Raw genomic sequence first — 26,882 nt, 5'->3', positions numbered from 1 at the left:
CACTTCGGAGATCGCATCCCGCACCACATGGACACAGGCGTTCCGCGGCTCAGCCGAACGAGGACGTTCACCAGAGAGGACAACGATGTTCAGCAAGAAGCGTCTGGCGGCCGCAGCGGCCGTCGCCACCAGCGCAGCGCTGGTACTCGCCGGCTGCGCCGGCGGTGGCAGCCCCGAGGGCGGGGCCACCTACGATCCCGACGAGAAGGTCACGCTCGACCTCGCGTTCTGGGGCAACGACGTCCGCGCCGACCTGTACAACCAGGCGATCGAGGCGTTCAACGAGGAGTACCCGAACATCACGGTGAACGCGACGTTCCTCGGGTTCCCGGAGTTCTGGGAGAAGCGTCAGACCGAGGCCGCCGGTGGCGGACTCCCCGACGTGATGCAGTTCGACTATTCGTACCTGCGTCAGTACTCCGAGAACGGTCTGCTGCTGGATCTCGAGCCCTACCTCGGATCCGTCATCGAGACCGACCCGCTGCCCGAGAACATCCTCGGCATCGGCGTCGTCGACGACACCACCTACGGCATCGCGACCTCCACCAACGCGTGGGGCATGTTCACGAACCCGGCGCTCCTCGAGACCGCGGGCGTCGAGCAGTTCGCCGGTGGCGACTGGGAAGACTACGACGAGTGGATCGGCGAGGTCACCGATGCCAGCGGCGGCGCGTTCTGGGGCGGATCGGACTGGACCGGCCGCATCCAGAACTTCGAGATCCAGCTGCGCAGCGAAGGCAAGAACCTGTTCGACGAGGACGGCACCCCCGGCTTCGACGAGGACCGCCTGAAGGAGTTCTGGGAGTCCGGAGACGACATCCGCGATGGCGCCGTCGTTCCTCAGCAGACCGTCGAGGAGCTCAACCCGCTGAGCGCCTTCGATGCGGCCAAGAACGCCAGCGAGCTGACGTGGGACAACTTCGGTGCCGGCTACCTCGCCAACCTCGGTGAGAACTACACCGAGCTCGGCCTCGTGGCTCCTCCCGTCACCAAGGACGGCGCGAAGGACCTCTACCTGAAGCCGTCGATGCTGCACACGATCTCGGCCAAGACGGAGCACCCGGAGGCAGCGGCGACGCTCGTCAACTTCCTGGTGAACTCGCCCGAGTCCGGTGAGATCTTCGGCACGAACCGTGGCCTCCCGGCATCCGAGACCGCCCTCGAGGCGGCCGACCTCGACCCGATGAGCCAGCTCGTCAAGGATTACGAGGAGTCCATCTCCGACCGCCTCGGCGACGCACCGCCCGTGCCGATCGTCGGCTACGGCACCCTCGAGGAGAAGTTCCGGGTACTCGGCACCGAGCTGAACTTCGGCACGACGACGGTCGACGAGGCCGTGGAGCAGTTCTTCTCCGAGATGGACGTCGTCCTCAACCAGTGATTCCGCCGGTGGGTCGGGCGACGTCCGCCCGACCCACCGCACCCCATCCACTTCGGAAGGAGCTGTCATGAGCACGACGGCGACCAGGACGATCGTCACGGGCAAGAAGTCCGGGCGAGGGCGGGCGCTGCGCAGCGGCCGCCGCCCCGAGAACGAACTCGCACGGCCCGGACAGCGCGCACGACTGCGTCGTGAGACCGCGACCGGCTATGCGTTCCTCACCCCATGGCTGATCGGCTTCTTCGGGCTGACCGGAGTGCCGATGGTGTACTCCCTCTACCTGTCCTTCACGAAGTACAACATCTTCCAGCCGCCCAAGTGGATCGGCCTGGACAACTACATCCGCCTGTTCACGAACGACCCGAACTTCATCCAGTCGGCGCAGATCACCCTGGTCTACGTGTTCATCGGCACGCCGATCACCCTGGCGGCGGCGCTGGCCGTCGCGATGCTGCTGAACTACCGTGACAAGGGCGCGGGCTTCTTCCGCTCGGCGTTCTACGCTCCGTCGCTCATCGGCGGTTCGGTGTCGGTCGCGATCGTGTGGCGAGCGATGTTCTCCTCCGACGGTCCGGTCGACAGCGGTCTGCAGATCTTCGGGATCAACCTCGGAGGATGGATCGGGAACCCGGGGCTCGTGCTCCCGATGATGATCCTGCTCGCCGTGTGGCAGTTCGGCGCGACGATGGTGATCTTCCTCGCGGGTCTCAAGCAGATCCCCAAGGAGCTCTACGAGGCGGCCGAGATGGATGGCGCGAACGCCTACCGCCGGTTCCGCGCAGTGACGATCCCCATGCTCTCGCCGGTGATGTTCTTCAACCTGCTGCTCGGTCTGATCGGTGCGTTCCAGGTGTTCGCCTCGGCCTACATCATCTCCAACGGCACCGGCGGCCCTGCCGGCATGACGAACTTCATCACCGTGTACCTGTACAAGCGCGGATTCTCCGACGGACAGATGGGCTACGCCGCGGCGATCGCCTGGGTGCTGCTGGTCGTCGTCGCGATCATCGCCTTCATCCTCTTCCGCACCCAGAGGTCGTGGGTGCACTACTCGGGAGACGACAAATGAGTACCTCCAACCAGGCCACCACGTCGGGTGCCGCGTCGACCCCGGTCTTCGCCGCACAGCAGACGACGCCCGCCGGCCCGCCTGCCCCTCGTCGCAGGATCAAGCGCAAGACCTGGCAGACCGTCATCTGGTTCATCGGTCTGATCGTGCTCACCGCGGTGGTGCTGTACCCGCTGCTGTGGCTGTTCCTGTCGACGTTCAAGCCGAACTCCGAGTTCGGTCAGAACCCGGGTCTGTTCCCGCAGGCGCCGACCATCGAGAACTACGGCAAGGTCATGGAGGGCATCGCCGGAGTGCCGATGTGGCGCTTCTTCCTGAACTCGCTGATCCTCGCGGTCTCCGCGGTCGTCGGCACCGTGCTCTCCTCTGCTCTCGCGGCCTATGCGTTCGCCCGCGTGCAGTTCAAGGGACTCGGGGTGCTGTTCGCAGCGATGATCGGCACGCTGCTGCTGCCGTTCCACGTCGTGATCATCCCGCAGTACATCATCTTCAACCAGCTCGGCTGGGTCGACACGTTCATCCCGCTGATCCTGCCGAAGTTCCTCGCCACCGAGGCGTTCTTCGTCTTCCTGCTCGTGCAGTTCATCCGTCAGATGCCGCGCGACATGGACGAGGCCGCGAAGATCGACGGTGCGGGTCACCTGCGGATCTTCTGGTCGATCATCCTGCCGCTCATCAAGCCGGCGCTGATCACCTGCGCGATCTTCTCGTTCATCTGGGCGTGGAACGACTTCCTCGGACCCCTGCTCTACCTGACGAGCCCCGAGAACTACCCACTGCCCATCGCGCTGCGTCTCTACAACGACCAGACCTCGTCGTCCGACTACGGTGCGACCGTCACGGCCTCGTTCGTCGCACTGCTGCCGGTGCTGCTGTTCTTCGTGGTCTTCCAGCGGTTCCTCGTCGACGGTGTGGCCACGCAGGGGCTGAAGGGATAGCCATGTCGGTCATCCGCGAAGACCGTCGGGCCCATCGCGCCGCGAAGCGTGAGGCGCGCTCAGGTGCCGGTCCGACGGTCGCCGGGATCGAACCGGGGGTCAACCCCGGCGCGACAGCGAAGTTCGGACTGTTCGGCGAGGTGCTCACAGTCGGGCTGCTCATGACGATCATCGCCCTCGGCGTCGTCACCCTGCCGATCGCGCTGGCCGCCGGCATCCGTCACCTGCGACGTTTCGTCGCCGCCGAGGATTCGCGCACTGCGCTGTTCTGGGAGGACGTGCGCGCCGGCATCCTGCCGTCGCTCGCCGTCGGCGTGCCGGCTGCGCTGATCGCGACCGCGCTGACCATCGACGTGGTGCTCGCGGGGTCGGGTGCTCTGCCCGGTGGCGAGGCCATCGCGGTCGTCGGCTGGGCGGGGCTGCTCGCTCTCGCCGTCGCCGTGCTCCTCGCAGCGGGCGCCTGGTCGCCCTCGCTCGGGTGGAAGGACGCCGTGCGTGCGGTGCCAGGAGCGATCAGGGCGGATGCTGCCGGTGCCGCCTACATCGCGGCCGCAGCCGTCTTCACCGGTGTCGTGACCTGGGCGCTCGCGCCCCTCTTCATCGCCGGAATCGGCTGCGCGGCGCTCGCCGTCGTCGCCGTGCCGGGGCGTCGTCGGCGCCGGGAGAACCACGAGGGATGAGAAGGTAGTCGTTGGCGCACGCGCGGACGGACGGAGGCACGCCATGGCAGTAGGGGTGAAGGACGTCGCGGCTGCGGCCGGCGTCTCGGTCGGCACCGTCTCGAACGTGCTCAACCAACCGGAACGCGTGTCCGCGAAGACGGTCGAACGCGTCCAGCGCGTCATCCAGGAGCTCGGCTTCGTGCGCAACGACGCGGCCAGACAGCTGCGGGCAGGACGCAGCCGCAGCATCGGCCTCGTGGTGCCCGACATCGGCAACCCGTTCTTCGCCGAGGTCGTGCGCGGGGCAGAAGACAGAGCAGCGGATGCCGGCATGACCGTGCTGCTCGGCAACAGCGACGAGCGAGATGAGCGCCAGGTCGCTCATCTCGAACTCTTCCAGGAGCAGCGGGTCAACGGGGTGCTGCTGACCCCCGCCTCCGACGACCTCTCGGCCGTGCACCGTTTCGCCGCGGGCGGCATGCCGGTGATCCTCGTCGACCGTGAGGTGGAGGAGGGGCTTCTTCCCTCGGTGTCGGTCGACGATGTCGAGGGCGGCCGGCTCGCCGCCGAGCACCTTCTCTCGGCCGGAAGACGCCGACTGGCGTTCGTCGGAGGACCGCAGTCGGTGCATCAGGTCGCCGATCGTCTTCGGGGGGTGCAGGCGGCGGTCGCAGCCCACCCCGACGTCACTCTCGAGATCTTCGAGCAGTCCGCGCTCACCGTGCTGCAGGGGAGGGCCGCGGGTGAGGCCATCGCAGCGCGTGCCCCTGAATCGCGCCCGGATGCGGTCTTCGCCGCGAACGACCTGCTCGCCGTCGGTCTGCTTCAGGCGTTCAGCTTCGGATCCGCGATCCGCGTGCCCCAGGACATCGCCATGGTCGGCTACGACGACATCGACTTCGCCTCGGCCACCGTCGTGCCGCTGAGCTCGGTGCGCCAGCCCGCGAGGCTGCTCGGCTGGACGGGTGTCGATCTGCTGCTGAAGGAGCTCGACGGCGTCGAGCACGACCGCCGGGTGCGATTCCAGCCCGAGCTCGTCGTGCGGGAGTCGAGCGCCAGCGGTCGCTGAGCGATCGTCGGTGGGTGGCGCGCTCGGAACCCGTGCAGTGTGCAGGACCGGGGCACGGATGCGGGAGCATCCGTCTGTTTTCGTCCTGCAGACGTGCTTTCGTCCTGCAGACGGCCCCGGCCGAAGTCGCCTGAGTCCCGATTCGTGACTGTCCGCTGAACCCGTTATGCTTGCAAGGTGCATCCGCTCGTGAGAGTTCGGATGCCTGGAGACGTCGCATAGTCCGGCCGAGTGCACCACCCTGCTAAGGTGGAGTCCCCTCACGGGGACCAGGGGTTCAAATCCCCTCGTCTCCGCAGATGAAATCCCTGCCTCGGCAGGGATTTTCTGTTTCAGGTGCTGACTCTGAGGTCCTGAGCGTCGAGGGCATCCGCAAGGTATGACGCCGTCGTGCTCCCGCTCTCCGAGGCGATTGCGCGCGGAGTTCCCTGCGCCACGACCGTGCCTCCGAGGTCTCCGGCGCCCGGACCCATGTCGATCACCCAGTCGGCCTGTGCGACCACGCGCATGTCGTGCTCGACCATCACGACCGTGTTGCCGGCGTCGATCAGATGCTGAAGGTGCACCAGCAACCGGTCGGTGTCCGACGGATGCAGTCCTGAAGTGGGCTCGTCGAGCAGGTAGAGGGTGTCGCCGTGCTGCGCGCGCCGGAGCTCGGACGCCAGCTTCACGCGCTGCGCCTCGCCGCCGGAGAGCTCTGTCGCCGACTGACCCAGCGGCAGGTATCCGAGCCCTACATCGAGCAGGGCATCGAGGTGTCGCGCGACGTCGGCATCGTCGGCGAAGAGTGCACGTGCGTCGTTCACGCTCAGAGCGAGGACGTCGGCGATGGTGTGCCCGTGGAGTTCGATCTCGAGGGTCTCCGGGTTGTAGCGGGTGCCACCGCACGTGCTGCAGGGCGCGTGGACGGTGGGGAGGAAGAGCAGCTCCACCTCGACCGTGCCCTCGCCCTTGCAGGTGGGGCATCGTCCGTTCGGGAGGTTGAACGAGAACCGGCTCGCGGCGTAGCGTCGCCGGCGTGCTTCGGGCGTCGCAGCGAACAGAGCGCGGACGCGGTCGAAGAGCCCCGTGTACGTCGCCACGTTCGATCGTGACGTGCGGCCGATCGGCTTCTGACTGACCTGCACGACGCGCCGCACGCGGTCGGCGGGACCGGAAGCGCGTCCGGTCGTCTCGCTCGTCGGCGAGGAGAACAGCGGATCCGCTGTCGTGCCGCTCTGCTCCTCTCTCGACGCGTCGATGGTAGAGCCGTCCACCTCGCTGGAAAGGCTCTTCTGCAGCAGATCGGGCAGAGCCTGGGTGACGAGAGACGATTTGCCCGAGCCCGAGACGCCGGTGACGGCGGTGAGGCAGCCCAGGGGGATCGACACGGAGACGCCGCGGAGGTTGTTCCGTGAGACGTCGGTGAGCTCGAGCCGGCCGTCGGGCTCGCGAGAGGCAGGCTTCGTCGTCGGCTGGTCGGCACGCAGCTCGTCGGCGAACAGGTACCGCCGAGTCTGGGAGTGTTCCGCCTGTCGGAGCCCGTCGATCGGACCCGAGTAGACGATCTCGCCTCCGGTCGCTCCCGCACCGGGGCCGATGTCGACGATCCAGTCGGCGTGCCGGATCACGTCGAGGGAGTGCTCGACGAAGAAGACGGTGTTGCCTGAGTCCCTGAGCGAGCGGAGGATGCTCACGAGCGCTTCGCCGTCGGCGGGATGGAGCCCGGCGGACGGCTCGTCCAGCACGAACATCACCCCGAACAGCTGCGAGAGCACCTGAGTGGCAAGCCGCATCCGCTGCAGTTCGCCGGACGAGAGCGTGGGGGTCGATCGATCCAGTGAGAGGTAGCCGAGACCGAGCTCGATGATGGGCGACACCCGATCTCGCAGCTCGTCGACCAGCCGCTCGGCCGCGAGCTGCTTCTCGGGCGAGAGCGCCTCGCCGACTGCGTGATCGGCGCCAGACCCGCCGTCGGATCGGTCGAGTGCCGTCTCGAGCAGAGCGGCGAGGTCGGCGAGTGGCAGCCCGGCCATCTCGGTGATGTCGAGACCGGCGAACGTCACGGCGAGAGCCTCCGGCTTCAGCCGGCGGCCGTCGCACAGCGGGCAGCGGACGCTGACCATGAAGCTCGCTGCCTTCTCGCGCATCTTGGCGCTCTTCGAGTGGGCGAAGGTGTTGAGCACGTACTGCCTCACTCCGACGAACGTGCTCATGTACGACGGCTCGATGCCGGCCGCGACGGCCTTGCGCACCTGTGCAGGACCACGGTCGGTGAACACCGGAACCTGAGGGGACTCCTCGGTGTACAGCACCCACTGGCGCTGCTCCTCAGGCAGATCGCGCCACGGGATGTCGATGTCGTAGCCGAGAGAGATCAGGCTGTCGATGAGCTGCTTGCCGTGCCATGCCCTCGGCCAGGCGTCGAGAGCGCGGTCTCGGATCGACAGCGACTCATCGGGAACCATGAGGTGCAGCGGCACGTCGTACACCTGCCCGATCCCGTGGCACCGGGGGCAGGCGCCCTGCACGGTGTTCGCTGAGAAGTCCTCGGCGAACAACGGCTCTGCGCCGGGCGGGTACGTGCCGACGCGCGAGAACAGCATGCGCACGACGTTGCCGATCGACGTGGCGCTGCCGACGGTGGATCGCGCACTGCCCGCGGTGCGCTGCTGGGGGAGGGCGACAGCCGGGGGCAGCCCCGCGATGGCGTCGACGTCGGGGATGTCGACCTGGCTCATCAGCCGCCGCGCGTAAGGCGCCACGGACTCGAAGTAGCGGCGCTGGGCTTCGGCGTAGAGGGTGCCGAAAGCGAGGGAGCTCTTTCCCGAACCGGAGACACCCGTGAAAGCGACGAGGGCGTCGCGGGGAATCGCGACGTTGACGTCACGAAGGTTGTGCACACGTGCTCCGGTCACGACGATGGCGTTCGACGTGCCGGAGAGCTTCGACGGTGGGGTCCCGCCCATCATGGACCTCTTCTCATATCCCGCGCACAGCGTGGATGGATGCAGCGGGGACGGATGCGACATTCGCCGACTCCGCGTCACGTTACCTCGCCCGTCCGACTTCGTCGGAGTCCTTGACAGGGCTCGATCGGACCCTCCGATCTCACACCGGTGACGTGACTGCCGCAGAGTGCGGCCTTCCTCTGTGCGCGGCGGGTGCGTCAGGCGCGGACGATCGCCGGAACCTCGTAGCTGCGGTCGAGCACTGACTGATCCGGTTCGTACATGCGCAGCACGGGGCGGAAATCGCCCGCCGGCGACGGCAGCCAGTTCGCTCGGGCAGCGGTGTCAGCGGGCACACTGTGGCTGATCGTGATCGTCAATGAACCGTCCGGCTCGTAGACGATGCCCGGAGTTCGATCTCCGATCGAGTACCTGTCGATCGAATTCTCGACCATGAAGAAGTTCGGCACGTCGTACATCGTCAACGACCAGAAGGCACCCACCGGAGGTGTGGGATCGAGGTGCAGGGTGTACGTGCGCGATCCCGAGAGCTGCTCACCCTGATCGTCGAGGTAGGTCATGATGTACGCCGCCTCGTAGGAGTGGTTGCCCCACAGGCCTCCTGCGGCAGCCGCCGCTCGTTCGATGATGCGCATCTTCGGGTCGCTGATCTTGAACCGGGGATCATCCAGTGCGCCGGTCTGGAAGTAGTCGAGGTTGTAGTCGAACGCGTGGAAGGTGAGCTTCCACCCGTTCGCCTCGGGGCTGGTGCCGCCGGAGTGGAGCACCTTCTCGATGAGGGCCTGCCCATGCTCGTAGCCCGCGGTGAGTGCGGACGCGACCTCCTCGTCGACGTCGGGTATCGACCGATCGGCGGCGTTGATCCCGAGAGGCGTGAGGCGTGCTTGGAGCTCCTGGTCGCGCTCCGGGGCGGGAAAGGCCTGGCTCCACAGACGCAGCTTGTCGAAGAAGACGAGGGCGTCGGAGTCGGAGTCGGCGGGCTGCGGGATGCCGGTCGGCCGCGCTCGCGGGTCCAGTGGCGTCAACGTGGTTCCATCCTGCAGCGCGGCGACGGAGGCGAGGTCGTGATCTCCGGCGCACGCCCAGCGCCCGACGATCGAAGCGACGCGGGTGGGGAACTCGATCGTGGTGACGTCATCCTCCGCGTCGCCGGACCAGCCGGGAGGGACGAGAAGGAACTTCCCGGCCTGCGTGCCCGTGGCGCGGTGCCCGATATAGGCGAAGTTGTTGGTCCACGCATCGACGAACTGCAGGACGTAGTAGCGCCCCGCCGTATCCGGCACCCGCAGGAGCACGGGGCCGACGCTGAGGTCGACCTGGGCCATCGAGTAGAGCGTGTCGTTGTTGATGGTCACGAAAGTGTCTGCGGGGCCGGCCATCGTGCGCGCGTGGCTGAACGAATTGAAGGGAGCCGCCGGGTTCGCTCCGACGCCCTCGTGCACGTAACGACGAACCTGGTCGAGATTGAAGACCAGGGGAAAGCCGAAGACGTACGCCTCGGTGGCGAGCGCTGTCAGGTCGGGGTTCATCGTGGGCTCCGGTTCCTCTTCGCACGGGCATGAAGGTCTGCGGCCCGACGCTAGCGCGGAACGCCGGGTTCCGGCCCGCCGCCTCACCCGCTTCGGATGAGCGGACGCAGGGCGTCCATGGCCGAGCAAGCGCTATCCTGAAGGCCTTCCCCGCCTCGCATACAGGAGCATCCCTCATGCCCATCGCCGCCGATGACCCCCGCCTGACGACCCCCTTCGAGGCCGCCTCCACCCGGTACGCCGACGTGCCCTTCCAGCGTGCCGGTGCCAGCGGTGTGCAGCTCCCCAAGGTGTCGCTGGGCCTCTGGCAGAACTTCGGCCGCGACCGCACCTTCGACAGCCAGCGTGAGATCGTGCTGCACGCCTTCGATCGCGGGGTCGTGCACATCGACCTCGCCAACAACTACGGCCCGCCCTACGGCTCGGCCGAGTCGACGTTCGGCGCGGTTCTCGGCAGCGGTCTCGCCCGCTACCGGGACGAACTGTTCGTGACGACCAAGGTCGGGTACGACATGTGGCCCGGACCCTTCGGCGACGGCGGATCGCGCAAATACCTGACGCGCTCGCTCGAGCAGAGCCTGCAGCGCATGAAGACCGACTACGTCGACGTGTTCTACTCGCACCGCCCCGACCCCGAGACCCCGCTCGAAGAGACGGTCACGGCCCTCGCCGACATCGTCCGCAGCGGCAAGGCGCTGTACGTCGGCATCTCGAACTACCCGGCCGAGCTCGCTCGTCGGGCGTATGAGCTGCTCGCGGAGCAGGGCGTGAAGCTGCTGCTGCACCAGCCCCGCTACTCGCTGTTCGATCGCACGCCCGAGGCCGAGCTGTTCCCGGCGCTGCGCGAGCTGAAGGTCGGCAGCGCGGTCTTCTCGCCGCTCGCCCAGGGGCTGCTCACCGGCAAGTACATCGACGGTGATGTGCCCGCCGACTCGCGTGCGGCGAACAGCCACTTCCTCAACGGATCGGCACTGACCGACAGCTATCTCGAGCGCATCCGCGGCATCGACCGCGTCGCCAAGGACGCGGGCCTGTCGATCCCGCAGCTCGCGATCGCCTGGGTGCTGCGCGATCCGGTGGTGACCACTGCGATCATCGGTGCATCGCGCACGGGGCAGATCGACGACGCCGTCGCGGCGAGCCAGGTCGTGCTCTCGGTCGACGTCATCGCCGCTCTCGAAGAGTTCGCCGCCACCCCCGGGGCCACCGTCGTCTGAGGCGGATCGGTGCATTCTGCGTAATATTCCCGGCGGCAGCGCGTCTGTTCAGTAGAGGCTCCTCACGCCGAGGCGTCCACGGACGACCCGGGAGCACCGATGACCATCGCCTACGCGGAGCCACGGACGCGCCAGTGGAATCATCACGGTGCCGTTCCGCTGCCCGAACGGGCGTTCCAGCACATCCTCGCGGCGATACTGCGAGGGGACTACCTGTCGGGCGACACGCTCAGCACCCTGCGCTTCGCGAAGGAGCTCGACATGTCGTTGAATCCGATCCGCGAAGCGATCATCCGGCTTCGCGACATCGGACTGGTGCAGGTCACTCCCGCCCGGTACACCAAGGTCGCCGACTTCTCGACCCCCGAGTCGCGTGCGGCGATCGGCTATGCGGGGGTGCTCGCCGGAGCTGCACTCAGAAAGACTCTGTCCACGACTGCGGATGAGGTCCGGAGTGACCTCGCGGCAGATCTCGAGCTGATCGGTCGCGCGGAGACGGCGGGGGACCGCAACGCCGCGGTGATCGCATTCCTCAGTGCCGTAGCCGACCTCGTGGATCATCCTCGACAGGCCATGCACCTCGTGGAGAGCACCATTCTGGCGCGCTGCGCGTTGCAGTTCGCCGCAGCGTCGCTCCCTGACCAGGCGACGCAGGCGCAGTCGGCTGCGGCAGGAACCGCCGCCCGCGCGATACGGGCGGCAGAGCCGGAGGTCGCCGAGACGGCCGTTCGCGCGCTCTTCGATCAGCTCGTGTAGACGACGGCGTTCCTCGGCCCCGGGCTGTGCCGCGACCGGCAGCGATCGGAGCTCGGCGCCCACCCCGTCGATAGAGTCGGAGCATGACTGCGACGAAGGTGTTGTTCATCGGTGGGACAGGGATCATCTCCTCGGCGGCGAGCGCGCTCGCCGCGTCTCGGGGCATGGAGGTGACGTTGCTGAACCGCGGGCAGTCTCGACGTGAGCCCGCCGAGGGCGTCGAGGTGCTGACGGCGGACGTCTCGGATGCTGCTGCTGTCGACGCCGCTCTCGCCGGCCGCGAGTTCGACGTGGTGGCCGACATGATCGCCTTCACTCCCGATCAGGTGCAGCGCGACATCGATCGTTTCGAGGGCCGCACGGGGCAGTACGTCTTCATCAGCTCGGCATCGGCGTATCAGAAGCCCGTGGCGCGCCTGCCGATCACTGAGTCCACGCCGCTGCGCAATCCGTACTGGCAGTACTCGCGCGACAAGATCGCCTGCGAAGATCTGCTGACCGCCGCCTACCGTGACCGCGGGTTCCCGGTCACGGTGCTGCGCCCATCGCACACCTACGACAGGTGGACCATCCCCGCGTTCGGTGGATGGACGGCGATCGACCGCATCCGCCGCGGCGAGGAGATCATCGTCCACGGCGACGGCACGTCGCTGTGGACCCTCACCCATTCGAGCGACTTCGCGGTCGGATTCGCAGGGCTGCTCGGCAACCCGCTCGCTTACGGAGACACCTTCCAGATCACCAGCGACTTCGTCTACACCTGGAACGACATCTACGCGATCCTCGGACGAGCGGCGGGGGCCGAGCCGAAGATCCGCTACGCCACGAGCGCGACGATCGAGGATGCCGCGCCCGACCGCGCCGGTCAGCTCACCGGCGACATGGCGCACTCGGTCATCTTCGACAACACGAAGATCCGCCGCGTCGTGCCGGATTTCGCCCCGGTCGTCCCCCTGCACACCGCGGCGCGCGAGATCATCGACTGGCATGACTCGCACCCCGAGCTGCAGCGCGTCGACCCCGCCATGAACGCGCTGTTCGACACGCTGCTCGCGTGAGCCGGGAGATCTGACACCGGTGGCGCACCGGTAACCTGTGCTGGAGCGTTCCCGACCCCCGAGCAGGAAGCCACATGCCGGTTCCCAATGATTCGAAGCCGACCGTCCAGCGACGGCTTCTGCGTGATGAAGCCCACGACGCGATCCGCGACGCCATCCTCGACGGCACGCTCAAACCGGGCGAACGCCTCGACGACAAAGAGCTGCAGCAGTGGCTCGGCATCTCGCGCACACCGATTCGCGATGCACTGCAGGGCCTGGCGATGGAAGGACTCGTCGAGTCGGCTGCGCAGAGCTACACGCGTGTCGTGAAGCCTGACCCTGACCACGTGGAGTCTTTCATCCAGACTCTGGGCGTGGTGATGGGTGGAGTGACCCGAACCACGGTGGGTGTGTTCGACGACACCGACCGGGCCGGGTTCGCCGCGATCGTCCGCCGTGTCGAGGCGGCCCTCGCAGCGCGAGACACGCATGAGCACCTGCGTCTGGGCATCGAGATGTACGAGCTGCTCCTCGGCCGCTGCGCCAATGCCGCGCTGGTCTCGCTCGCGCGCGCTGCGATGACCCCGATGAGCTACCAGATCCGCATCACGGCGGGTGATCGCGAGCCGAACTGGGTGATGCTGGAGACCGGGTGGGGTCGTCTGGGCCGCGCGGTCGAAGACGGGGATCCGATCGCTGCGGAGCTGGCCCTCGAGGAGATGCATCTGCTTCCGCTGCCGTCGAACTCCTGGGAGCCGCCGCACTGGGGCGCGCGCTGATCGCGTCGAGCACACGCACGCCCTGACCGGTCGCGGCGGCCGCGTCGCTCAGGCGGCTGACATCACCGCGAGCACGTTGCCTGCAGGATCGGTGAACCACGCGATGTCGGGGCCGCGATCAGGGCCGCCGCGGAGGATGCCCTTGTCGTCTGTGTCGAAGTCCGAATCGGGGTAGATCTTGGTCACGACTCCGCGCCCGTTGAGGTCGTCGACCGCCGCGTCGATGTCGTCGACGGGAAAGTTGAGGATCGTGAAGCTCGCCGGCGTGTGATTCGGCTTGGCGTAGACGAGGATCGAGCCCCCGTCGGGCAGGCTGATGTCGAGGAAGCCCATGGCGTTGGTGGTGACGTCCAACCCGAGGGTGTCGCCGTAGAAGGAGCGGGCGGCGTCGATGTCGTCGACGCTGAACCCGCTGAACGCGTGCGTGGTCTGAAAGGCGGTCATGCGTTCAGCATGCGCCGCTCGCCGCGCGGTGTCCAGACCCTACGGGCGTACCTGGTTGACGAGGTCGTCGCCGGCGTTCAGTCGCGTCACGTTCTGGTCGACCAGGTCCGCGGCACCGACCGGCCGGTTGCCTGCGATGTGCGGTGTGATGAGCAGGTTCGGTGCATCCCACAGCGGATCGGATGCCGGAAGCGGCTCCGACTTCGTGACGTCGATGGCGGCCGCGCGCAGTCGGCCCGACTCGAGTGCCGCGATCAAGGCGGCCTCGTCGACCGTCGCGCCACGGCCGACGTTCACGAAGGCTGCTCCTGGCTTGAGCGCGCCGAAGACCTCGGCGTCGAACAGGTCGGTGGTCTCGGCTGTGGCGGGGAGGATCGAGACGAGCACGTCGGTCTCGGCGAGGATCGCCGTGGCGTCGGCATCCGCGTGCACCGGGTAACCCGATCGGGTGCCTGCGCTGCGGGCGATGCCCTGCACATCGGCGCCCAGCGCCGTGAGGAAGGGAGCGAGAGTGCCGGCGATCGAGCCGAAGCCCCAGATCGTGACCCGTGCGCCGACGAGCGTGTAGGACTGCTGCGTGTCGGGAGCGCTCTGCACGTCGTTGAAGTCGTCCCAGCGGTGCTCGCGCTGCGCATCGTGGAGCCGATCGAGGCGCCGCACCGCGCTGAGGATCAACGCCAACGCGTGCTCGGCGACCGGGCCGTCGTGCAGCGAACGACCGGAGCAGATGCGCACCTCATCGCCGAATCCGGCGTTCAGCACGACATCGGCACCCGAGGCGAGCGCCTGCACGAGCCGGAGCCGGGGAAGCACGCGGGCGGCCTCCTGCAGCCATTCCGACGAGTTGTGCCAGACGACCAGCACCTCGGCGTCGCGGTGCTCGTCCGGGACGGCTTCGTCGATGTCGTAGACGACTGCCTCGACGTCGGCCTTCACCGGCAGGTCGATGGTGTTCGGGATCAGGATCTTCATGGGGGCCTCCGCTTCCACGGTAGTCACTGAGGGGACTCGGTCGACTCGCGCCACACTATGGTGAGCAGTCCGTCGGGCTTCTCGGGCGGCTCGCCACCTCGCACCGCCGCGACGAGGCGGTGCATCGAGTAGGCACCGAGACGCTCGCGGTCCTGCGAGACGCTCGTGAGCGAGGGCACGAGGAACGCACTCTGATGGTGGTCGTCCCAGCCGGTGACGGCGACGTCCTGCGGAAGCTTCCATCCTCGGCGGGTGGCGGCCCGGATGGCGCCGGTCGCGATGACGTCGTTCGCGGCGATCACGGCGAGCGGGGGAGCATCGTCGGGCAGTGCGTCGATCGCATCCTCGCCGGCCTTCCCGCTCCAGTCGCCGTCGGTGACCCCGAGGGACTCGAGTCCGAGTCGGTCGATCGTCGAGAGATAGGCGTCGCGGCGTGCGCGCGCGGAGGGGAAGTCCTCGGCCCCGGCCAGGTGGATGAATCGTCGGTGCCCGTGCGCTGCCAGGCGCTCGATCATCTCGGCGATCGGGCGTGAGTCGGTGAACTCGCCGGTCATGTGCATAGCGTCATCGAACTCGCCGACCGAGAGCACGATCGGCCCTCCTCCGGTCGTGTCGGTGAAGGGGAGCGGAGTGAACGCGAGCACGCCCTCGTACTGCCCCGACTCGACCACCTCGGTCAACCGGTCGATGCGTTCCTCAGCGTCGTCGGGCAGGCTGACGACCTCGACGACATACCCCTCTTCTCGCGCGGCGGCGATCGCCCCCGCCAGCAGAGTGAGCGGATTCATCGTCGCGATCGGCACCACGACGGCGAGGCGGCCGGTGCGCTGCGTGCGCATCGATCGGGCGGCGAGGTTCGGCCGGTAGTGGAGCTCGGATGCCGCACGCAGCACCTTCTCGCGGGTGGCCTCGGAGATTCCGGCGCGTCCGGTGAAGACGAACGACACGGTGGATTGCGACACCCCGGCGAGATGGGCGACGTCATGGCTCGTCGGGCGTTTCTCCACGGCATCCGTCCTTTCGGGGCTTGACGCGACCGGTGTCTCTCTCGATAGTATCTACTACGTCTTAGTAATACGTAGTAACACCTCATCGAGGAGGCAGTGGATGCTCAGGATCGGAATCATCGGCACCGGCGGGATCGCCGACGCGCACATCAACGGATACCTCGCCTTCCCGGGCGAGTGCGAGATCGCAGCACTCGCCGACGTGGTCCCCGGCAAGGCTGCGCAGAAGGCTGAGGCCTTCGATCTGACAGCCGTCGCGACGTTCGACGATCCGCTCGAGATGATCTCCTCCGGGCTGGTCGACATCGTGAGCGTCGCCACCCCGCCGTCGACGCACGCGTCGCTCGCGATCGAGGCTCTCGATGCCGGCCTCCACGTGCTGGTCGAGAAGCCCATGGCCCCGTCGCTCGAAGAATGCGATGCGATGCTCGCGGCGCAGCAGCGCTCCGGCAAGGTGCTCTCGGTCGTCGCCCAGAACCGATTCCGCGACGATCTCGCGACACTCAAGGACGTCGTCGACTCCGGGCTGCTCGGACCGATCTCGCACGTCCGGGTCGACTCGGCGTGGTGGCGGGGGTTGCCCTACTACGACCTCTGGTGGCGCGGCACGTGGGAGAAGGAGGGCGGCGGATGCACCCTGAACCACGCCATCCATCACATCGATCTGCTGCTGTGGCTGCTCGGCACCCCGAGCGAGGTCACCGCGATGCTCGCGAACGCGCAGCACGACAACGCCGAGGTCGAGGACCTGTCGGTCGCGATCTTCCGCTACGACCGGTGCCTGGCCCAGCTGACCAGCTCGGTGGTGCACCACGGACAGGAACAGGCGATCGTGATCCAGGGTGCGAATGCCCGAGTCTCGCAGCCGTTCTCGATCGCCGCCGAGCGGTCCCGCGCTGACGGCTTCCCGGAGGAGGGCGGCGATGCCGACGTGGTGGCGCGCATCGAGGCGCTCGTCGCCGAACGCACGCCGCTCGCTCACCTCGGGCACGAAGGCCAGATCGGTGATCTGCTCGGCGCGATCCGCGACGGCAGGCCGCCGATCGCCGACGGCCGTGACGGACGCAATGCGGTCGAGGTCGTCACCGCCATCTACAAGGCGGGCTTCGAGCGCCGTTTCGTCTCTCTGCCGATCGCGGCATCCGATCCGTATTACCGGGCCGGGCAGCTCGTCGCGAACGCGCCGCACTTCTTCGAGAAGACGACCTCGCTGATCGAGGCGGCATCGTGACCGCATCCTCGTTTCCCGGCGGCACGTCGCTGTCGTATCTCGACGTCTATGCGGATGCGGCCCCCGACGGCATCTGCGGCGGGAGCCCGCACATGCACCTCGTCTCGACCGAGGCCTACGTGGTGCTCTCGGGGCAGGGCGCGCTGCAGACGATCGACGCGGACGGTTTTCGTGAGACGCCGCTGTCGGCGGGATCAGTCGTGTGGTTCACCCCGGGAACCATCCATCGCGCCGTGAACCGCGGAGACCTTCGGGTCGTCGTGCTGATGAGCAACGCAGGGCTGCCCGAGGCGGGAGATGCCGTGATGACCTTCCCCGCAGAGATCGTGGCGGACCCGACAGCGTACGCAGCGGCGGCGTCGCTCGGAGACGAAGGCGGCCGAGCCGAGCGTGCGTCCGCGCGTCGGAACCTCGCCGTGGCCGGATTCGAGACCTTGAGGGATGCCGTCGTCGCCGGCGATCGTGCTGCTCTCGAGGCCTTCCATGCCGCTGCGGGGGCGCTCGTGCGTGACCGAGCCGAGGCCTGGGGCGACCTCGTGCGGGAGCGTCCGCTCGCCCAGGCCGAGCAGTCGCTCGCACTCGCGGCAGCCGTCGTGTCCGGTTCGGTGGCGCACCTCGCTGATGCCCGCGTCCACCAGGCCGTACCCTCGGTGGGAGACCGCGGTTTCGGCATGTGCGGACGCCTACGCACCTATGAAGCGACCGACCCTGACATGACCGACGAGGAGAACGACCGATGACCCGCGCCTATACCTTCGATCCGCTGCCCGAGCCGGTCCTGGGCCCCGAGGAATTCGTCTTCGCGGCCGTGGGCCTGGCACACGGGCACATCCACGGGATGGTCGAGCAGCTCATCGCCGCCGGCGCGACCCTCTCACTCGTCTACGACGGCGACCCGGCGAAGGTCGCCGACTTCGTCGAGCGGTTTCCGCAGGCACGAGCCGCCGCGAGCGAGCAGGAGGTGCTCGACGACCCCGCCGTGCAGCTGGTGGCGAGCGCCTCGATCGCGAATCAGCGGGCTCCGCTCGGCGTGCGCGTGCTGGATGCGGGCAAGGACTTCTTCGCCGACAAGCCCGCGATCACGACGATGAACGACCTCACGGCTGCGCGTGCGGCTGTCGAGCGGACGGGCCGCAAATTCGCCGTCTACTACGGTGAGCGCGTGCATTCTGAGGCGGCGATCCTCGCCGGCCAGCTGATCGATCAGGGTGCGATCGGAACCGTGCTGCAGGTGGCATCGTTCGGCCCTCACCGCATCGGGGCAGGACGCCCGGACTGGTTCTACGACCCGGAGCAGTACGGCGGCATAATCTGCGACATCGGCAGCCACAACTTCGAGCAGATGCTCCATTACACGGGCGCGACCGACGGCGAGATCGTCAGCTCGACGGTCGCCAACTACGCGCACCCCGAGACCCCAGGACTGCAGGACTTCGGCGATGCGCATGTCGTGCTCGACAACGGCACCACCGGATACGTCCGCGTCGACTGGTTCACCCCCGCGGGGCTCGACGTCTTCGGCGACGGGCGCACGGTGCTGCTCGGAACCGACGGATACATCGAGCTGCGCAAGTACACCGACATCACGACCGACAATGGCGGAGGGCAGGTGCTGCTCGTCAACCAGGACGGTCAGTTCCGCTTCGATGCGACGGGCAAGACCGGGTTCCCGTTCTTCGGCCAGCTGATCCGCGACTGCCTCGACCGCACTGAGCACGCGATGACGCAGCAGCACGCCTTCGCGGCGGCAGAGCTGAGCATCATCGCGCAACGGGATGCTCGGGTGCTCGCCGGCTGACGGAACCCGGTCGCGCTGAGGCTCCTGCGGAGGAGAACTGCGCCTCGGGAGGACGGATGCAGCGTATTCGTCAGCCCGAAGCGCAGTTCTCCTCCCGAAGGAACGAAGGTGCGACGCTCAGACGACCAGCGCCGCTGCCTGGCGTGCGGCGCCGAGAGCGACGTACTCGCCGGGCTCAGGTACTTCGACCGGCAGGCCGAGAACCTCGGGTGCGATGTGGCGCACGGCCTCCGACTGTGCGCCACCGCCGATCAGCAACGCCCTCTCGAGCGGGATGCCGAGGTCGCGAAGCGCGTCGAGCCCTGCGCCGAGTCCTCGGATCATCCCCTCGACGGCCGCCCGGGCGAGGTTCTCCCTGGTCGCGGAAGCGAGTGTCATGCCCGTGAGGGATGCTGTGGCATCCGGCAGGTTCGGGGTGCGCTCGCCCTCGAAGTAGGGGAGCAGCGTCAGGCCGCCGGCTCCCCGCGATGCCTGCAGCGCCAGGTCGCTGAACTCGCTGTGGGTGACCCCGAGCAGGCGGGCGGTGACGTCCACGACCCGAGCCGCGTTGAGTGTCGCGACGAGTGGCAGGAAGTTGCCTGAGGCGTCGGCGAAGCCGGCCACGGTGCCGCTCGGATCGCTGATCGGCGTGGTGCTGACGGCGCAGACGGTGCCCGACGTGCCGATCGACACCACGACGTCGCCGGGCGCGGCGCCGAGTCCGAGCGCCGCCGCGGCGTTGTCTCCCGCTCCCGCGCCGACTCGCCGTCCGTCGGATTCCGCCACCGATTCGTCGGGAGCGAGCACGCGCGGCAGGAACGCATCGTGGCCGAGTGCTGCCGCCAGGAGCTCCCGGTCGTACTCACCCGTCGCAGGGTTCCAGTACCCGGTCCCCGACGCGTCGGAGCGATCCGTGATCAGCTCCTCGAGCACGGGGTTGTCGGGGCCGAAGCCGCGCAGCCGCCAGGTGAGCCAGTCGTGCGGCAGAGCCACCGCAGCAACCCGCGCAGCGTTCTCGGGCTCGTGATCGCGCAGCCAGCGCAGCTTCGTGATCGTGAACGACGCCACGGGCACGAGACCGGTTCGGGACGCCAGCTCATCGGCACCGAACTCGTCGATCAGATCCTGCGCCGCGCCCGCCGAGCGGGTGTCGTTCCACAGCAGCGCATCGCGGATGACGGCACCGGACTCGTCGAGAGCGACCAGGCCGTGCTGCTGGCCGCCGATCGACCATGCGGCGATGTCGTCGAGAGCCCCCGCGTCCGCGAGTGCGGCGTTCAGCGCCTGCCACCAGGCCTCGGGGTCGACCGACGTCCCCTCCGGGTGAGGCGCTCGACCGGAGCGCACGACGGCCCCGGTCGACGTGTCGACGACCACGGCCTTGCACGATTGGGTCGACGAATCGACCCCGAGAACCAGCGGCATGACGCTCAGCGGGCGCCGAGCAGGTGCTCGGTCGCGAGCTGCTGCAGACGGACGAACCCGAAGCCCTTGCCGCCGAAGTAGGAGTCCGCGTCGAAGTCCTCATAGGCCGAGCGGTCGGCGAGGAAGTCGTCGTAGGTCTCGCCGGCGTTCAGCGTCGGCGTCGAGAGCTCGTCGACGCGGGCGGCGGCGAGTGCCTCCTGCACCTCCGGGTCGGCGCGGAACGCGGCCGCCCGCTCCTTGAGCAGCAGGTAGGTGCGCATGTTCGCGGCGGCCGAATCCCAGACGCCCTTCTCGTCTTCCGTGCGGCTCGGCTTGTAGTCGAAGTGGCGCGGGCCGTCATAGGCGGGAACGCCGCCGGGGCCGCCGTTCTCGAGCAGATCCACGAGCGAGAAGGCGTTGTGCAGGTCGCCGTGACCGAACACGAGGTCCTGGTCGTACTTGATGCCGCGCTGGCCGTTGAGGTCGATGTGGAAGAGCTTGCCGTGGAACAGCGCCTGAGCGATGCCGGCGGTGAAGTTGAGTCCGGCCATCTGCTCGTGACCGACCTCGGGGTTCACTCCGACGAGTTCGGGACGCTCGAGCGAGTCGATGAACGCGATCGCGTGGCCGAGGGTCGGCAGCAGGATGTCGCCTCGGGGCTCGTTCGGCTTCGGCTCGATCGCGAACCGGATGTCGTATCCCTTGTCGGTCACATAGTCGCCGAGCAGGTTCACGGCCTCGCGGTAGCGCTCCAGCGCCTGGCGGATGTCCTTCGCGGAGTCGTACTCGGCACCCTCGCGGCCACCCCACATGACGAAGGTCTTGGCTCCGAGCTCAGCGCCGAGGTCGAGCTGGCGGAAGACCTTGCGCAGGGCGTAGCGTCGCACGTCGCGGTCGTTCGAGGTGAAGCCGCCGTCCTTGAAGATCGGTGCGCTGAAGAGGTTGGTCGTCACCATCGGCACGACGAGGCCGGTGTCGGACAGAGCGCCCTTGAGGCGGTCGATCTGGGTCTGGCGTTCGGCATCGGTCGAACCGAAAGCGAAGAGGTCGTCGTCGTGGAAGGTCAGACCGAAGGCGCCGAGCTCTGCGAGCTTCTCGACGGCGTGCACGACGTCGAGTGCAGGTCGGGTCGGGCCGCCGAACGGGTCGGCTCCGTTGTAGCCGACGGTCCACAGGCCGAAGGAGAACTTGTCGTCACGGGTGGGGGTGGGCATGGCTGCTCCTGTGCAGGTCATCGAATAAGTTGTGATTCACAACATATATCACGACAGGAGCGGCGTCCACCCCCTACAGTGAAGGGATGCCGTCACAGCCGAGTCCCGCATCGGGAACGCGCGCGCACAATCTCGCCCGCATCCTGCGCCTCGTGCACGAAGAGGGCGCGCAGTCGCGGGCGGCACTCACCGAGGCGACTGGGCTCAACCGATCGACGATCGCTGATCTGGTCGCAGAGCTGGTCAGGCGTGGTCTCGTCGATGAACGAGTGCCCGACCTGCCGGGCAGAGTGGGGCGCCCGTCGCCCGTCGTGACGGCTTCTGCGCGCGTCGCAGCGATCGCGGTCAACCCCGAGGTGGATGCGATCGAGATCGCCGCCGTCGGGCTCGACCGGAGCATCCTGGTTCGCGAGCGACTGCCGAACGAGGGCTTGCCCACGCCCGAGGGCGTGGCCGAGACCGTCCGGGAGCGCGTCGAGGCCTGGCGAGCGGGGCCGCTCGCCGGGGCGCGGATCGAGGCCGTGGGAATCGCCGTGCCGGGCCTGGTGCGGACGTCGGACGGCGTCGTCCGCAATGCCCCTCACCTCGAGTGGACCGATGTGCCGCTCGCCGATCTCGTGCGATCGGCGACGGGATCGCGGGCCGCCATCGACAACGACGCCACCCTCGGTGCGATCGCCGAGCACCGCTACGGAGCGGGCAGGGGCATCGACGACATCGTCTATCTGAACGGCGGCGCCTCCGGAATCGGCGGCGGCCTGATCATCCACGGTCGAGCGGTCGCGGGTGCGGGCGGATACGCGGGGGAGTTCGGGCAGAACCGTCCGCGGATCTCGGCGGACGGCGACCGTCGCACGGGCGACGGCGTGCTGGAGGCGGAGGTGAGCAGGCGGCTGCTGCTCGACGCGGTGGGGCTGGGTGCCGCTGACGACGAGACCCTCGACGCGGAGCTCACATCATCCGAGTCGCCGACAGTGGTCAACGAGATCACGCGGCAGGCGCATGTGCTCGCGAGCGCACTGGCCAACGCGGTCAACGTGCTCAATCCGGCACTCGTCGTGCTGGGAGGATTCCTTGCGACGATCGCGGACCTGCGCTCCGAGCAGATCGCCGCCGACGTCGGCGCGCTCGCCATGTCCGAGAGCGTCGAGGGGCTCGAGATCCGCCCTGCGGCTCTCGGCGTGGACCGGCTGCTCATCGGAGCTGCGGAGCTGGCTTTCGCCGGATTGCTGGCCGATCCGGGGGAGCGCGCCTGACCGGTCGCACCGCCTGATCGCATCCGATCCGGATGATCGGGTGGCGCGGCCCCGATCGGCGCACGATGGTGGGGAAAGGAGGACCTCATGATCGGAACGCTCAACGCTCTGGTCGAGCTCGTGGAGAGCGACTCGCACGCAGACCTCGACATCGCCGGGTTCGCCCGGATCAACGGCACGACCGAGTACCACCTCCGCCGGATGTTCTCGGCGCTGGCGGGTATGCCGCTGTCAGAGTACATCCGTCGACGTCGGATGACGCTCGCGGGTGCCGAGCTCGCGGCGGGTGCCACGAGCGTGCTCGAGGTCGCGGTGCGACACGGCTACGGCTCATCCGAGGCGTTCGGTCGCGCATTCCGTGCGGTGCACGGCATCGGCCCCGTCGACGCGCGCCGAGACGGGGGTCCTCTCCGTACACAACCCACGCTCCGGTTCCGCCTGAGCGTCGAAGGGAGCACCCCGATGGACGTCACCATCACCACCATGCCCGAGCTCGTGCTCGTGGGCCATGCCGCGCGAGTCCCGCTCATCCACGCCGGTGTCAATCCGCATATCCAGGCGCACATCACGGCGATCGCACCGGAGGAGCACATCAGGCTCAAGCAGCTGAGCGATGCGGAGCCCGCGGGAATCCTCGCGATCACCGGCGACATCGCGCCGGACGCACCCGAAGGCACGGAGCTGACCTACCTGCACGGGGTCTCGGTGAGTCCGGCTGCACCGGTACCCGATGACCTCGACATCATTCGGGTCGCGGCAGGTTCGTGGGCGGTCTTCGCCGCCGAGGGTCCGTTCCCCGAGACCCTGCAGAACCTGTGGGCCGCCACCGCGAGCGACTGGTTCCCGTCGAACCCGTGGAGGCTGCGACCGGGGCCGTCGATCGTGCGGTACCTCGAGTTCACCGGCACGCATGCGTCGTGCGAACTCTGGCTGGCCGTCGAGCAGGCCTGATCGCGATCGGGTGGGCGATCCGCTGCGCATCGTCCACCCGATGTCGGCCGCCCGTGCGACACTGTCGCCGCGGCCGGAGGTCGTGACAGGCAGCGAGAGGAACGGCGATGGCGACAGACCCGAAGAAGACGCTCGACGCGTACCAGGCGAAGCGGGGCGAGTTCCGCATTCTCGAGATCCCCGCGATGCAGTACCTCATGATCGACGGCGCGGGAGACCCGAACACGGCGCCGGCGTATTCGGATGCCGTCGCGGCACTCTTCCCGCTGGCGTACACGCTCAAGTTCGAGAGCCGGAAGAGTCTGGGCGTCGACACCGTCGTGATGCCTCTGGAAGGGCTCTGGCACGCGCCGGACATGGAGTCGTTCACATCGCGGCGAGACAAATCGGCGTGGTTGTGGACGCTGATGATCCTGGTTCCCGACCACGTCACCCCCGAGATGTTCGCCGACGCCGTCGAGGCGGTCACGCAGAAGTCGGCGAAGAAGAAGCTGGCGACACCGGCGCTGCGTTCGGTGCGCCTCGAGACACTCGACGAGGGACTCTGTGTGCAGACCCTGCACGTCGGCTCCTACGATGACGAAGCCCCGGTGCTCGACGACCTGCACCAGCGCTTCATCCCCGAGAGCGGACTGCGAATGACGGGCCTGCACCACGAGATCTATCTCAGCGACGTCCGACGGGTCGAGCCGGCGAAGCTCCGCACCATCCTCCGTCAACCGGTCGAGCGGGTGGGGTGACCCACCCTGCTTCACGGAAGCCGGAGATCGCACGAGATGCATCAGCGGCCTGTGCTTCTCCGGCCTCCGTTCTCAGATCTCGGCCTCAGGCATGACCCCAGAACGCGTCCTCCGCCTGCTGGTCCTCACTGATCAGCCAGACCTCCGCGATCCTGCCGTCCGCCACGCGGAACACGTCGACCCCGTGCTGCTCGAGATCCGCACGGCCTTCGCGCACAGCCCGGAATCGCACGGTCGCCGACACGAGGTCACCGCTCTCGGTCGCAGACTCGGTCTCGAGCACGAAGGTGCCGCCGCTCAGCTCCATGAAGCGTCCGAGGTGCGCGATGATCGCCGCAGGCCCCACCTTGTCGCCCGAGACCTGGCTTCCGCCGGGCTGGTGCCAGACGGCATCCGCAGCGAATGTCGCCGCGAGCGCCTGCATGTCCCCCTCGGCCATGGCCGCGCCGTACTGCCCCACGATGTCGATCGCCGACATGATGTCCTCCTCATTGACTCGGTACTCTGAGGATCCAGCGTCTCCACCCGAGCCTGGTCACTTCAACGTCACCGGAAGGACTCCGAGCGGATGAGCCCCGAGTGGACCGTGTTCTCGTCGAGCTGCCCGTCGCGGGCGTCGTTGGCGCGGGTGGCGAACAAGTGGACCGCGATGATCGTGATCCTCCTGCACGAGGAGCCTCTGCGGTTCGGCGAGCTGCATCGCAAGGTCGAGGGGATCACGAAGAAGGTCCTGGTCGACACTCTCCGCGCCCTCGATCGTGACGGCATGCTCGTGCATGCGGTGGACGACGACGGACACGCACGCTACCGCCTCACCCCGCTCGGACGCACACTGCACGAACCGCTGCAGGCTCTGCAGCTCTGGGCGGAATCGCATGTCGAGGAGGTCCTCGACGCTCAGGACCGCTACGACGACGAGGTCGACAGGAGACTCCTCGGTGAGGGCCTGGATGCAAGCCCCTCCGCCGATTCCCGGCGCGGCGATATCCTGCACGGATGACTTCCTCCCCGAAGGATGCCGCGCGCACCGCCCAGCATTCCGACGCCTTCCGTCGTGTGGCGCGCACAGGCTTCGTGATGGTGGGGGTCGTCCACATCATCATCGGAGCCATCGCCATCTCGATCGCGTCAGGTGGCGGCGGGGATGCCGATCAAGACGGCGCCATGGAGCAGATCCGCTCCACTCCGATCGGCGGGCTGCTGCTCGCGGTGGTCGCCGCTGCGCTGATCGCGCTGGCGATCTGGCAGGTCGCGAGCGGCATGCTCGCCTCGGGCAGGGAACCACGCAAGTGGGGGCAGCGGGTGAAGCTGATCGGGATCGCGGTGGCGTATCTGGTGATCGCCGGGCTCGCACTGATCTTCGCTTTCGGCGGCTCTGTCGAGTCCGAGAAGACCTCGCAGACCCTCAGTGCCGTGGTGCTCTCCGCTCCCGGCGGGGTGGTGCTGCTCATCGTCCTGGGGCTCAGCGTGGCAGGTGTCGGAGTCGGGTTCATCGTCATCGGATTCACGCGGGGGTTCGAGAAGACGATGGACGTGCCGACGGGCGCTGCACGCCCGGGGATCATCGCCCTCGGGATCACGGGCTACATCGCCAAGGGCATCGCGGTCGCCGTGACCGGCGCGCTGTTCGTCGTCGCCGCGTGGACGCAGGACCCCGAGAAGGCAGCGGGCCTCGACGCCGCGCTGCGCAGTCTCACCGACCTGCCCTTCGGACGCTTCGTGCTGTGGCTCGTCGGCGCGGGACTCGCGATCTACGGCATCTTCTCGATGGTCCGCGCGCGCTACGCCCGCATGTGAATCAGGGCCTCAGGCGCTCGAGGGCTTCTCGCTCCACACCAGCAGGAACGCCCCGAGGCCGATCATGAGGCCTCCGCCGGTCGCGCTCATTGCTTCGATCCGCTGCGGCGAGCGACCGAACCAGTCCCGGGCCGCGCTTGCGAGCAGCACCCAGATCGCGTCGCACGCCACACCGATCGCGACGACGATGACCCCGAGCACGAACAGCTGCATCGGCACCGATCCCGAGTGAAGGTCGACGAACTGCGGCAGGATCGCCAGGAAGAACGCGATCGACTTGGGGTTCGTGACCCCGACGACCAGGCCTTCGCCGAGGAGTCGCCGACCTGAGCGGCGGGGCACGGCTCCCGTCATCGCCTTCGCCGCGTCCTTGCGGTGCCTGATCGCCTGGATCCCGAGGAACACGAGGTAGCCCGCGCCGAGGACCTTGACGATCGTGAAGAGCACGATCGACTGCGCGACCACGGTGCCCACGCCCAGCGCGACGCCGACGACGAGCAGGATCGATCCGATCGCCGTGCCCAGGATGCTCAGGAAGCCGCCGACCCTGCCCAGTGCCATCGCCCTGCCGATGGTGAAGAGCACGGTCGGCCCGGGGATCACGACCATGATGAAGGCAGCGATGACGAAGGTCACGAGGGTGTCGGCGCTGAACATGCTGCGAGCCTAGGGCAGCCGGGCAGCATCCGATCGAAAAG

The 26,882-nt window shown here is 68.0% G+C and carries 26 protein-coding genes and 1 tRNA gene; 18 read left to right on the top strand and 9 right to left on the bottom strand.

All coding sequences use genetic code 11. The features are described from left to right. Positions 1-85: 85 nt before the first annotated feature. The 6 genes from ACQ4LY_RS02045 to ACQ4LY_RS02020 all read left to right on the top strand — a co-directional run bounded on the left by ACQ4LY_RS02045 (position 86) and on the right by ACQ4LY_RS02020 (position 5,415). The gene (locus ACQ4LY_RS02045; RefSeq protein WP_056515434.1) at positions 86-1,381 is read left to right on the top strand and encodes an ABC transporter substrate-binding protein; all 1,296 of its coding nucleotides are present in this window, start codon (positions 86-88) and stop codon (positions 1,379-1,381) included. Positions 1,382-1,448: 67 nt separating this feature from the next. Then, positions 1,449-2,450, top strand: coding sequence for a carbohydrate ABC transporter permease (locus ACQ4LY_RS02040; RefSeq protein ID WP_431074335.1), 1,002 nt, complete (start codon positions 1,449-1,451; stop codon positions 2,448-2,450). Next, positions 2,447-3,388 carry a carbohydrate ABC transporter permease gene (locus ACQ4LY_RS02035; protein WP_431074334.1) on the top strand — a complete coding sequence of 314 codons (942 nt, stop codon included), beginning with the start codon at positions 2,447-2,449 and terminating at the stop codon, positions 3,386-3,388. The genes ACQ4LY_RS02040 and ACQ4LY_RS02035 overlap by 4 nt, the downstream gene beginning before the upstream one ends. Positions 3,389-3,390: 2 nt before the next feature. Further along, positions 3,391-4,068: a hypothetical protein gene (locus ACQ4LY_RS02030; RefSeq protein ID WP_431074333.1), complete on the top strand. Its 678-nt coding sequence runs from the start codon at positions 3,391-3,393 to the stop codon at positions 4,066-4,068. A 43-nt stretch (positions 4,069-4,111) separates the two neighbouring features. Continuing rightward, the gene (locus tag ACQ4LY_RS02025; protein WP_431074332.1) at positions 4,112-5,119 is read left to right on the top strand and encodes a LacI family DNA-binding transcriptional regulator; all 1,008 of its coding nucleotides are present in this window, start codon (positions 4,112-4,114) and stop codon (positions 5,117-5,119) included. Positions 5,120-5,326: 207 nt separating this feature from the next. Next, positions 5,327-5,415: transfer RNA gene (locus tag ACQ4LY_RS02020), tRNA-Ser, on the top strand. 36 nt (positions 5,416-5,451) lie between these two features. Here the strand turns inward: ACQ4LY_RS02020 and ACQ4LY_RS02015 are convergent. Both ACQ4LY_RS02015 and ACQ4LY_RS02010 read right to left on the bottom strand, forming a co-directional pair. Then, positions 5,452-8,070: an excinuclease ABC subunit A gene (locus tag ACQ4LY_RS02015; protein WP_431074331.1), complete on the bottom strand. Its 2,619-nt coding sequence runs from the start codon at positions 8,068-8,070 to the stop codon at positions 5,452-5,454. Between the two features lie 197 nt (positions 8,071-8,267). Next, the gene (locus tag ACQ4LY_RS02010; protein WP_431074330.1) at positions 8,268-9,599 is read right to left on the bottom strand and encodes a DUF1254 domain-containing protein; all 1,332 of its coding nucleotides are present in this window, start codon (positions 9,597-9,599) and stop codon (positions 8,268-8,270) included. Between the two features lie 176 nt (positions 9,600-9,775). On the opposite strand from ACQ4LY_RS02010, the gene ACQ4LY_RS02005 reads away from it, so the two are divergent. The 4 genes from ACQ4LY_RS02005 to ACQ4LY_RS01990 all read left to right on the top strand — a co-directional run bounded on the left by ACQ4LY_RS02005 (position 9,776) and on the right by ACQ4LY_RS01990 (position 13,391). Further along, a complete protein-coding gene (locus tag ACQ4LY_RS02005) occupies positions 9,776-10,816 on the top strand; it encodes an aldo/keto reductase (protein WP_431074329.1) in 1,041 nt (346 codons plus the stop codon). Between the two features lie 99 nt (positions 10,817-10,915). Next, on the top strand, positions 10,916-11,572 hold the full coding sequence (locus tag ACQ4LY_RS02000; protein ID WP_431074328.1) for a GntR family transcriptional regulator: 657 nt from the start codon (positions 10,916-10,918) through the stop codon (positions 11,570-11,572). 83 nt (positions 11,573-11,655) lie between these two features. Beyond that, positions 11,656-12,630 (top strand): NAD-dependent epimerase/dehydratase family protein, encoded by a 975-nt coding sequence (locus tag ACQ4LY_RS01995; RefSeq protein WP_431074327.1) that lies wholly within the window; start codon positions 11,656-11,658, stop codon positions 12,628-12,630. Between the two features lie 74 nt (positions 12,631-12,704). Next, a complete protein-coding gene (locus tag ACQ4LY_RS01990) occupies positions 12,705-13,391 on the top strand; it encodes a GntR family transcriptional regulator (protein WP_431074326.1) in 687 nt (228 codons plus the stop codon). A 48-nt stretch (positions 13,392-13,439) separates the two neighbouring features. On the opposite strand, the gene ACQ4LY_RS01985 is transcribed toward ACQ4LY_RS01990, so the two are convergent. Genes ACQ4LY_RS01985 through ACQ4LY_RS01975 form a run of 3 tightly spaced genes read right to left on the bottom strand, consistent with a single transcriptional unit; the run spans position 13,440 to position 15,814 of the window. After that, the gene (locus ACQ4LY_RS01985) at positions 13,440-13,835 is read right to left on the bottom strand and encodes a VOC family protein (RefSeq protein WP_056309753.1); all 396 of its coding nucleotides are present in this window, start codon (positions 13,833-13,835) and stop codon (positions 13,440-13,442) included. Positions 13,836-13,874: 39 nt separating this feature from the next. After that, positions 13,875-14,807, bottom strand: a complete 933-nt coding sequence (locus ACQ4LY_RS01980) for an NAD(P)-dependent oxidoreductase (protein ID WP_431074325.1) — start codon at positions 14,805-14,807, stop codon at positions 13,875-13,877. Between the two features lie 23 nt (positions 14,808-14,830). After that, complete coding sequence (locus tag ACQ4LY_RS01975) at positions 14,831-15,814, bottom strand: LacI family DNA-binding transcriptional regulator (RefSeq protein WP_431074324.1); 984 nt, start codon at positions 15,812-15,814, stop codon at positions 14,831-14,833. Positions 15,815-15,914: 100 nt separating this feature from the next. On the opposite strand from ACQ4LY_RS01975, the gene ACQ4LY_RS01970 reads away from it, so the two are divergent. Genes ACQ4LY_RS01970 through ACQ4LY_RS01960 form a run of 3 tightly spaced genes read left to right on the top strand, consistent with a single transcriptional unit; the run spans position 15,915 to position 18,843 of the window. Beyond that, the gene (locus tag ACQ4LY_RS01970) at positions 15,915-17,045 is read left to right on the top strand and encodes a Gfo/Idh/MocA family protein (protein WP_431074323.1); all 1,131 of its coding nucleotides are present in this window, start codon (positions 15,915-15,917) and stop codon (positions 17,043-17,045) included. Continuing rightward, entirely contained in the window at positions 17,042-17,785 is a 744-nt protein-coding gene (locus tag ACQ4LY_RS01965) for a cupin domain-containing protein (protein WP_431074321.1), read from the top strand. The genes ACQ4LY_RS01970 and ACQ4LY_RS01965 overlap by 4 nt, the downstream gene beginning before the upstream one ends. Beyond that, the gene (locus ACQ4LY_RS01960; RefSeq protein ID WP_431074320.1) at positions 17,782-18,843 is read left to right on the top strand and encodes a Gfo/Idh/MocA family protein; all 1,062 of its coding nucleotides are present in this window, start codon (positions 17,782-17,784) and stop codon (positions 18,841-18,843) included. Before ACQ4LY_RS01965 ends, ACQ4LY_RS01960 begins: the two co-directional genes overlap by 4 nt. A gap of 117 nt (positions 18,844-18,960) precedes the next feature. Here ACQ4LY_RS01960 and xylB read toward each other — a convergent pair whose 3' ends face one another. Together xylB and xylA are read right to left on the bottom strand one after the other, a co-directional pair. Next, on the bottom strand, positions 18,961-20,247 hold the full coding sequence (xylB, locus tag ACQ4LY_RS01955; RefSeq protein ID WP_431074319.1) for a xylulokinase: 1,287 nt from the start codon (positions 20,245-20,247) through the stop codon (positions 18,961-18,963). A gap of 5 nt (positions 20,248-20,252) precedes the next feature. After that, complete coding sequence (gene xylA, locus ACQ4LY_RS01950; protein ID WP_431074318.1) at positions 20,253-21,440, bottom strand: xylose isomerase; 1,188 nt, start codon at positions 21,438-21,440, stop codon at positions 20,253-20,255. Between the two features lie 86 nt (positions 21,441-21,526). Between xylA and ACQ4LY_RS01945 the strand changes: the two genes are divergently transcribed. The 3 genes from ACQ4LY_RS01945 to ACQ4LY_RS01935 all read left to right on the top strand — a co-directional run bounded on the left by ACQ4LY_RS01945 (position 21,527) and on the right by ACQ4LY_RS01935 (position 24,387). After that, complete coding sequence (locus tag ACQ4LY_RS01945) at positions 21,527-22,696, top strand: ROK family transcriptional regulator (RefSeq protein ID WP_431074317.1); 1,170 nt, start codon at positions 21,527-21,529, stop codon at positions 22,694-22,696. Between the two features lie 87 nt (positions 22,697-22,783). After that, positions 22,784-23,647, top strand: coding sequence for an AraC family transcriptional regulator (locus ACQ4LY_RS01940; RefSeq protein WP_431074316.1), 864 nt, complete (start codon positions 22,784-22,786; stop codon positions 23,645-23,647). A 107-nt stretch (positions 23,648-23,754) separates the two neighbouring features. After that, the gene (locus ACQ4LY_RS01935) at positions 23,755-24,387 is read left to right on the top strand and encodes a GyrI-like domain-containing protein (RefSeq protein ID WP_431074315.1); all 633 of its coding nucleotides are present in this window, start codon (positions 23,755-23,757) and stop codon (positions 24,385-24,387) included. Positions 24,388-24,472: 85 nt separating this feature from the next. On the opposite strand, the gene ACQ4LY_RS01930 is transcribed toward ACQ4LY_RS01935, so the two are convergent. Beyond that, positions 24,473-24,865: a nuclear transport factor 2 family protein gene (locus ACQ4LY_RS01930; RefSeq protein WP_431074314.1), complete on the bottom strand. Its 393-nt coding sequence runs from the start codon at positions 24,863-24,865 to the stop codon at positions 24,473-24,475. A 90-nt stretch (positions 24,866-24,955) separates the two neighbouring features. Here ACQ4LY_RS01930 and ACQ4LY_RS01925 point away from each other — a divergent pair, with 90 nt between their 5' ends. Together ACQ4LY_RS01925 and ACQ4LY_RS01920 are read left to right on the top strand one after the other, a co-directional pair. Then, on the top strand, positions 24,956-25,387 hold the full coding sequence (locus tag ACQ4LY_RS01925) for a winged helix-turn-helix transcriptional regulator (RefSeq protein WP_431074313.1): 432 nt from the start codon (positions 24,956-24,958) through the stop codon (positions 25,385-25,387). Continuing rightward, a complete protein-coding gene (locus ACQ4LY_RS01920; RefSeq protein ID WP_431074312.1) occupies positions 25,384-26,184 on the top strand; it encodes a DUF1206 domain-containing protein in 801 nt (266 codons plus the stop codon). The genes ACQ4LY_RS01925 and ACQ4LY_RS01920 overlap by 4 nt, the downstream gene beginning before the upstream one ends. A 9-nt stretch (positions 26,185-26,193) precedes the next feature. Here the strand turns inward: ACQ4LY_RS01920 and ACQ4LY_RS01915 are convergent, their stop codons facing one another. After that, the gene (locus tag ACQ4LY_RS01915; RefSeq protein ID WP_431074311.1) at positions 26,194-26,841 is read right to left on the bottom strand and encodes a LysE family translocator; all 648 of its coding nucleotides are present in this window, start codon (positions 26,839-26,841) and stop codon (positions 26,194-26,196) included. Positions 26,842-26,882 lie beyond the last annotated feature (41 nt).

Origin of the sequence: Microbacterium phyllosphaerae, assembly GCF_050628115.1 — a bacterium.
Classification (GTDB): Bacteria; Actinomycetota; Actinomycetes; order Actinomycetales; family Microbacteriaceae; genus Microbacterium; species Microbacterium phyllosphaerae_A.
Note: the sequence above shows the minus strand (reverse complement) of the source record. Positions and strands in the feature narration are given on the sequence as shown.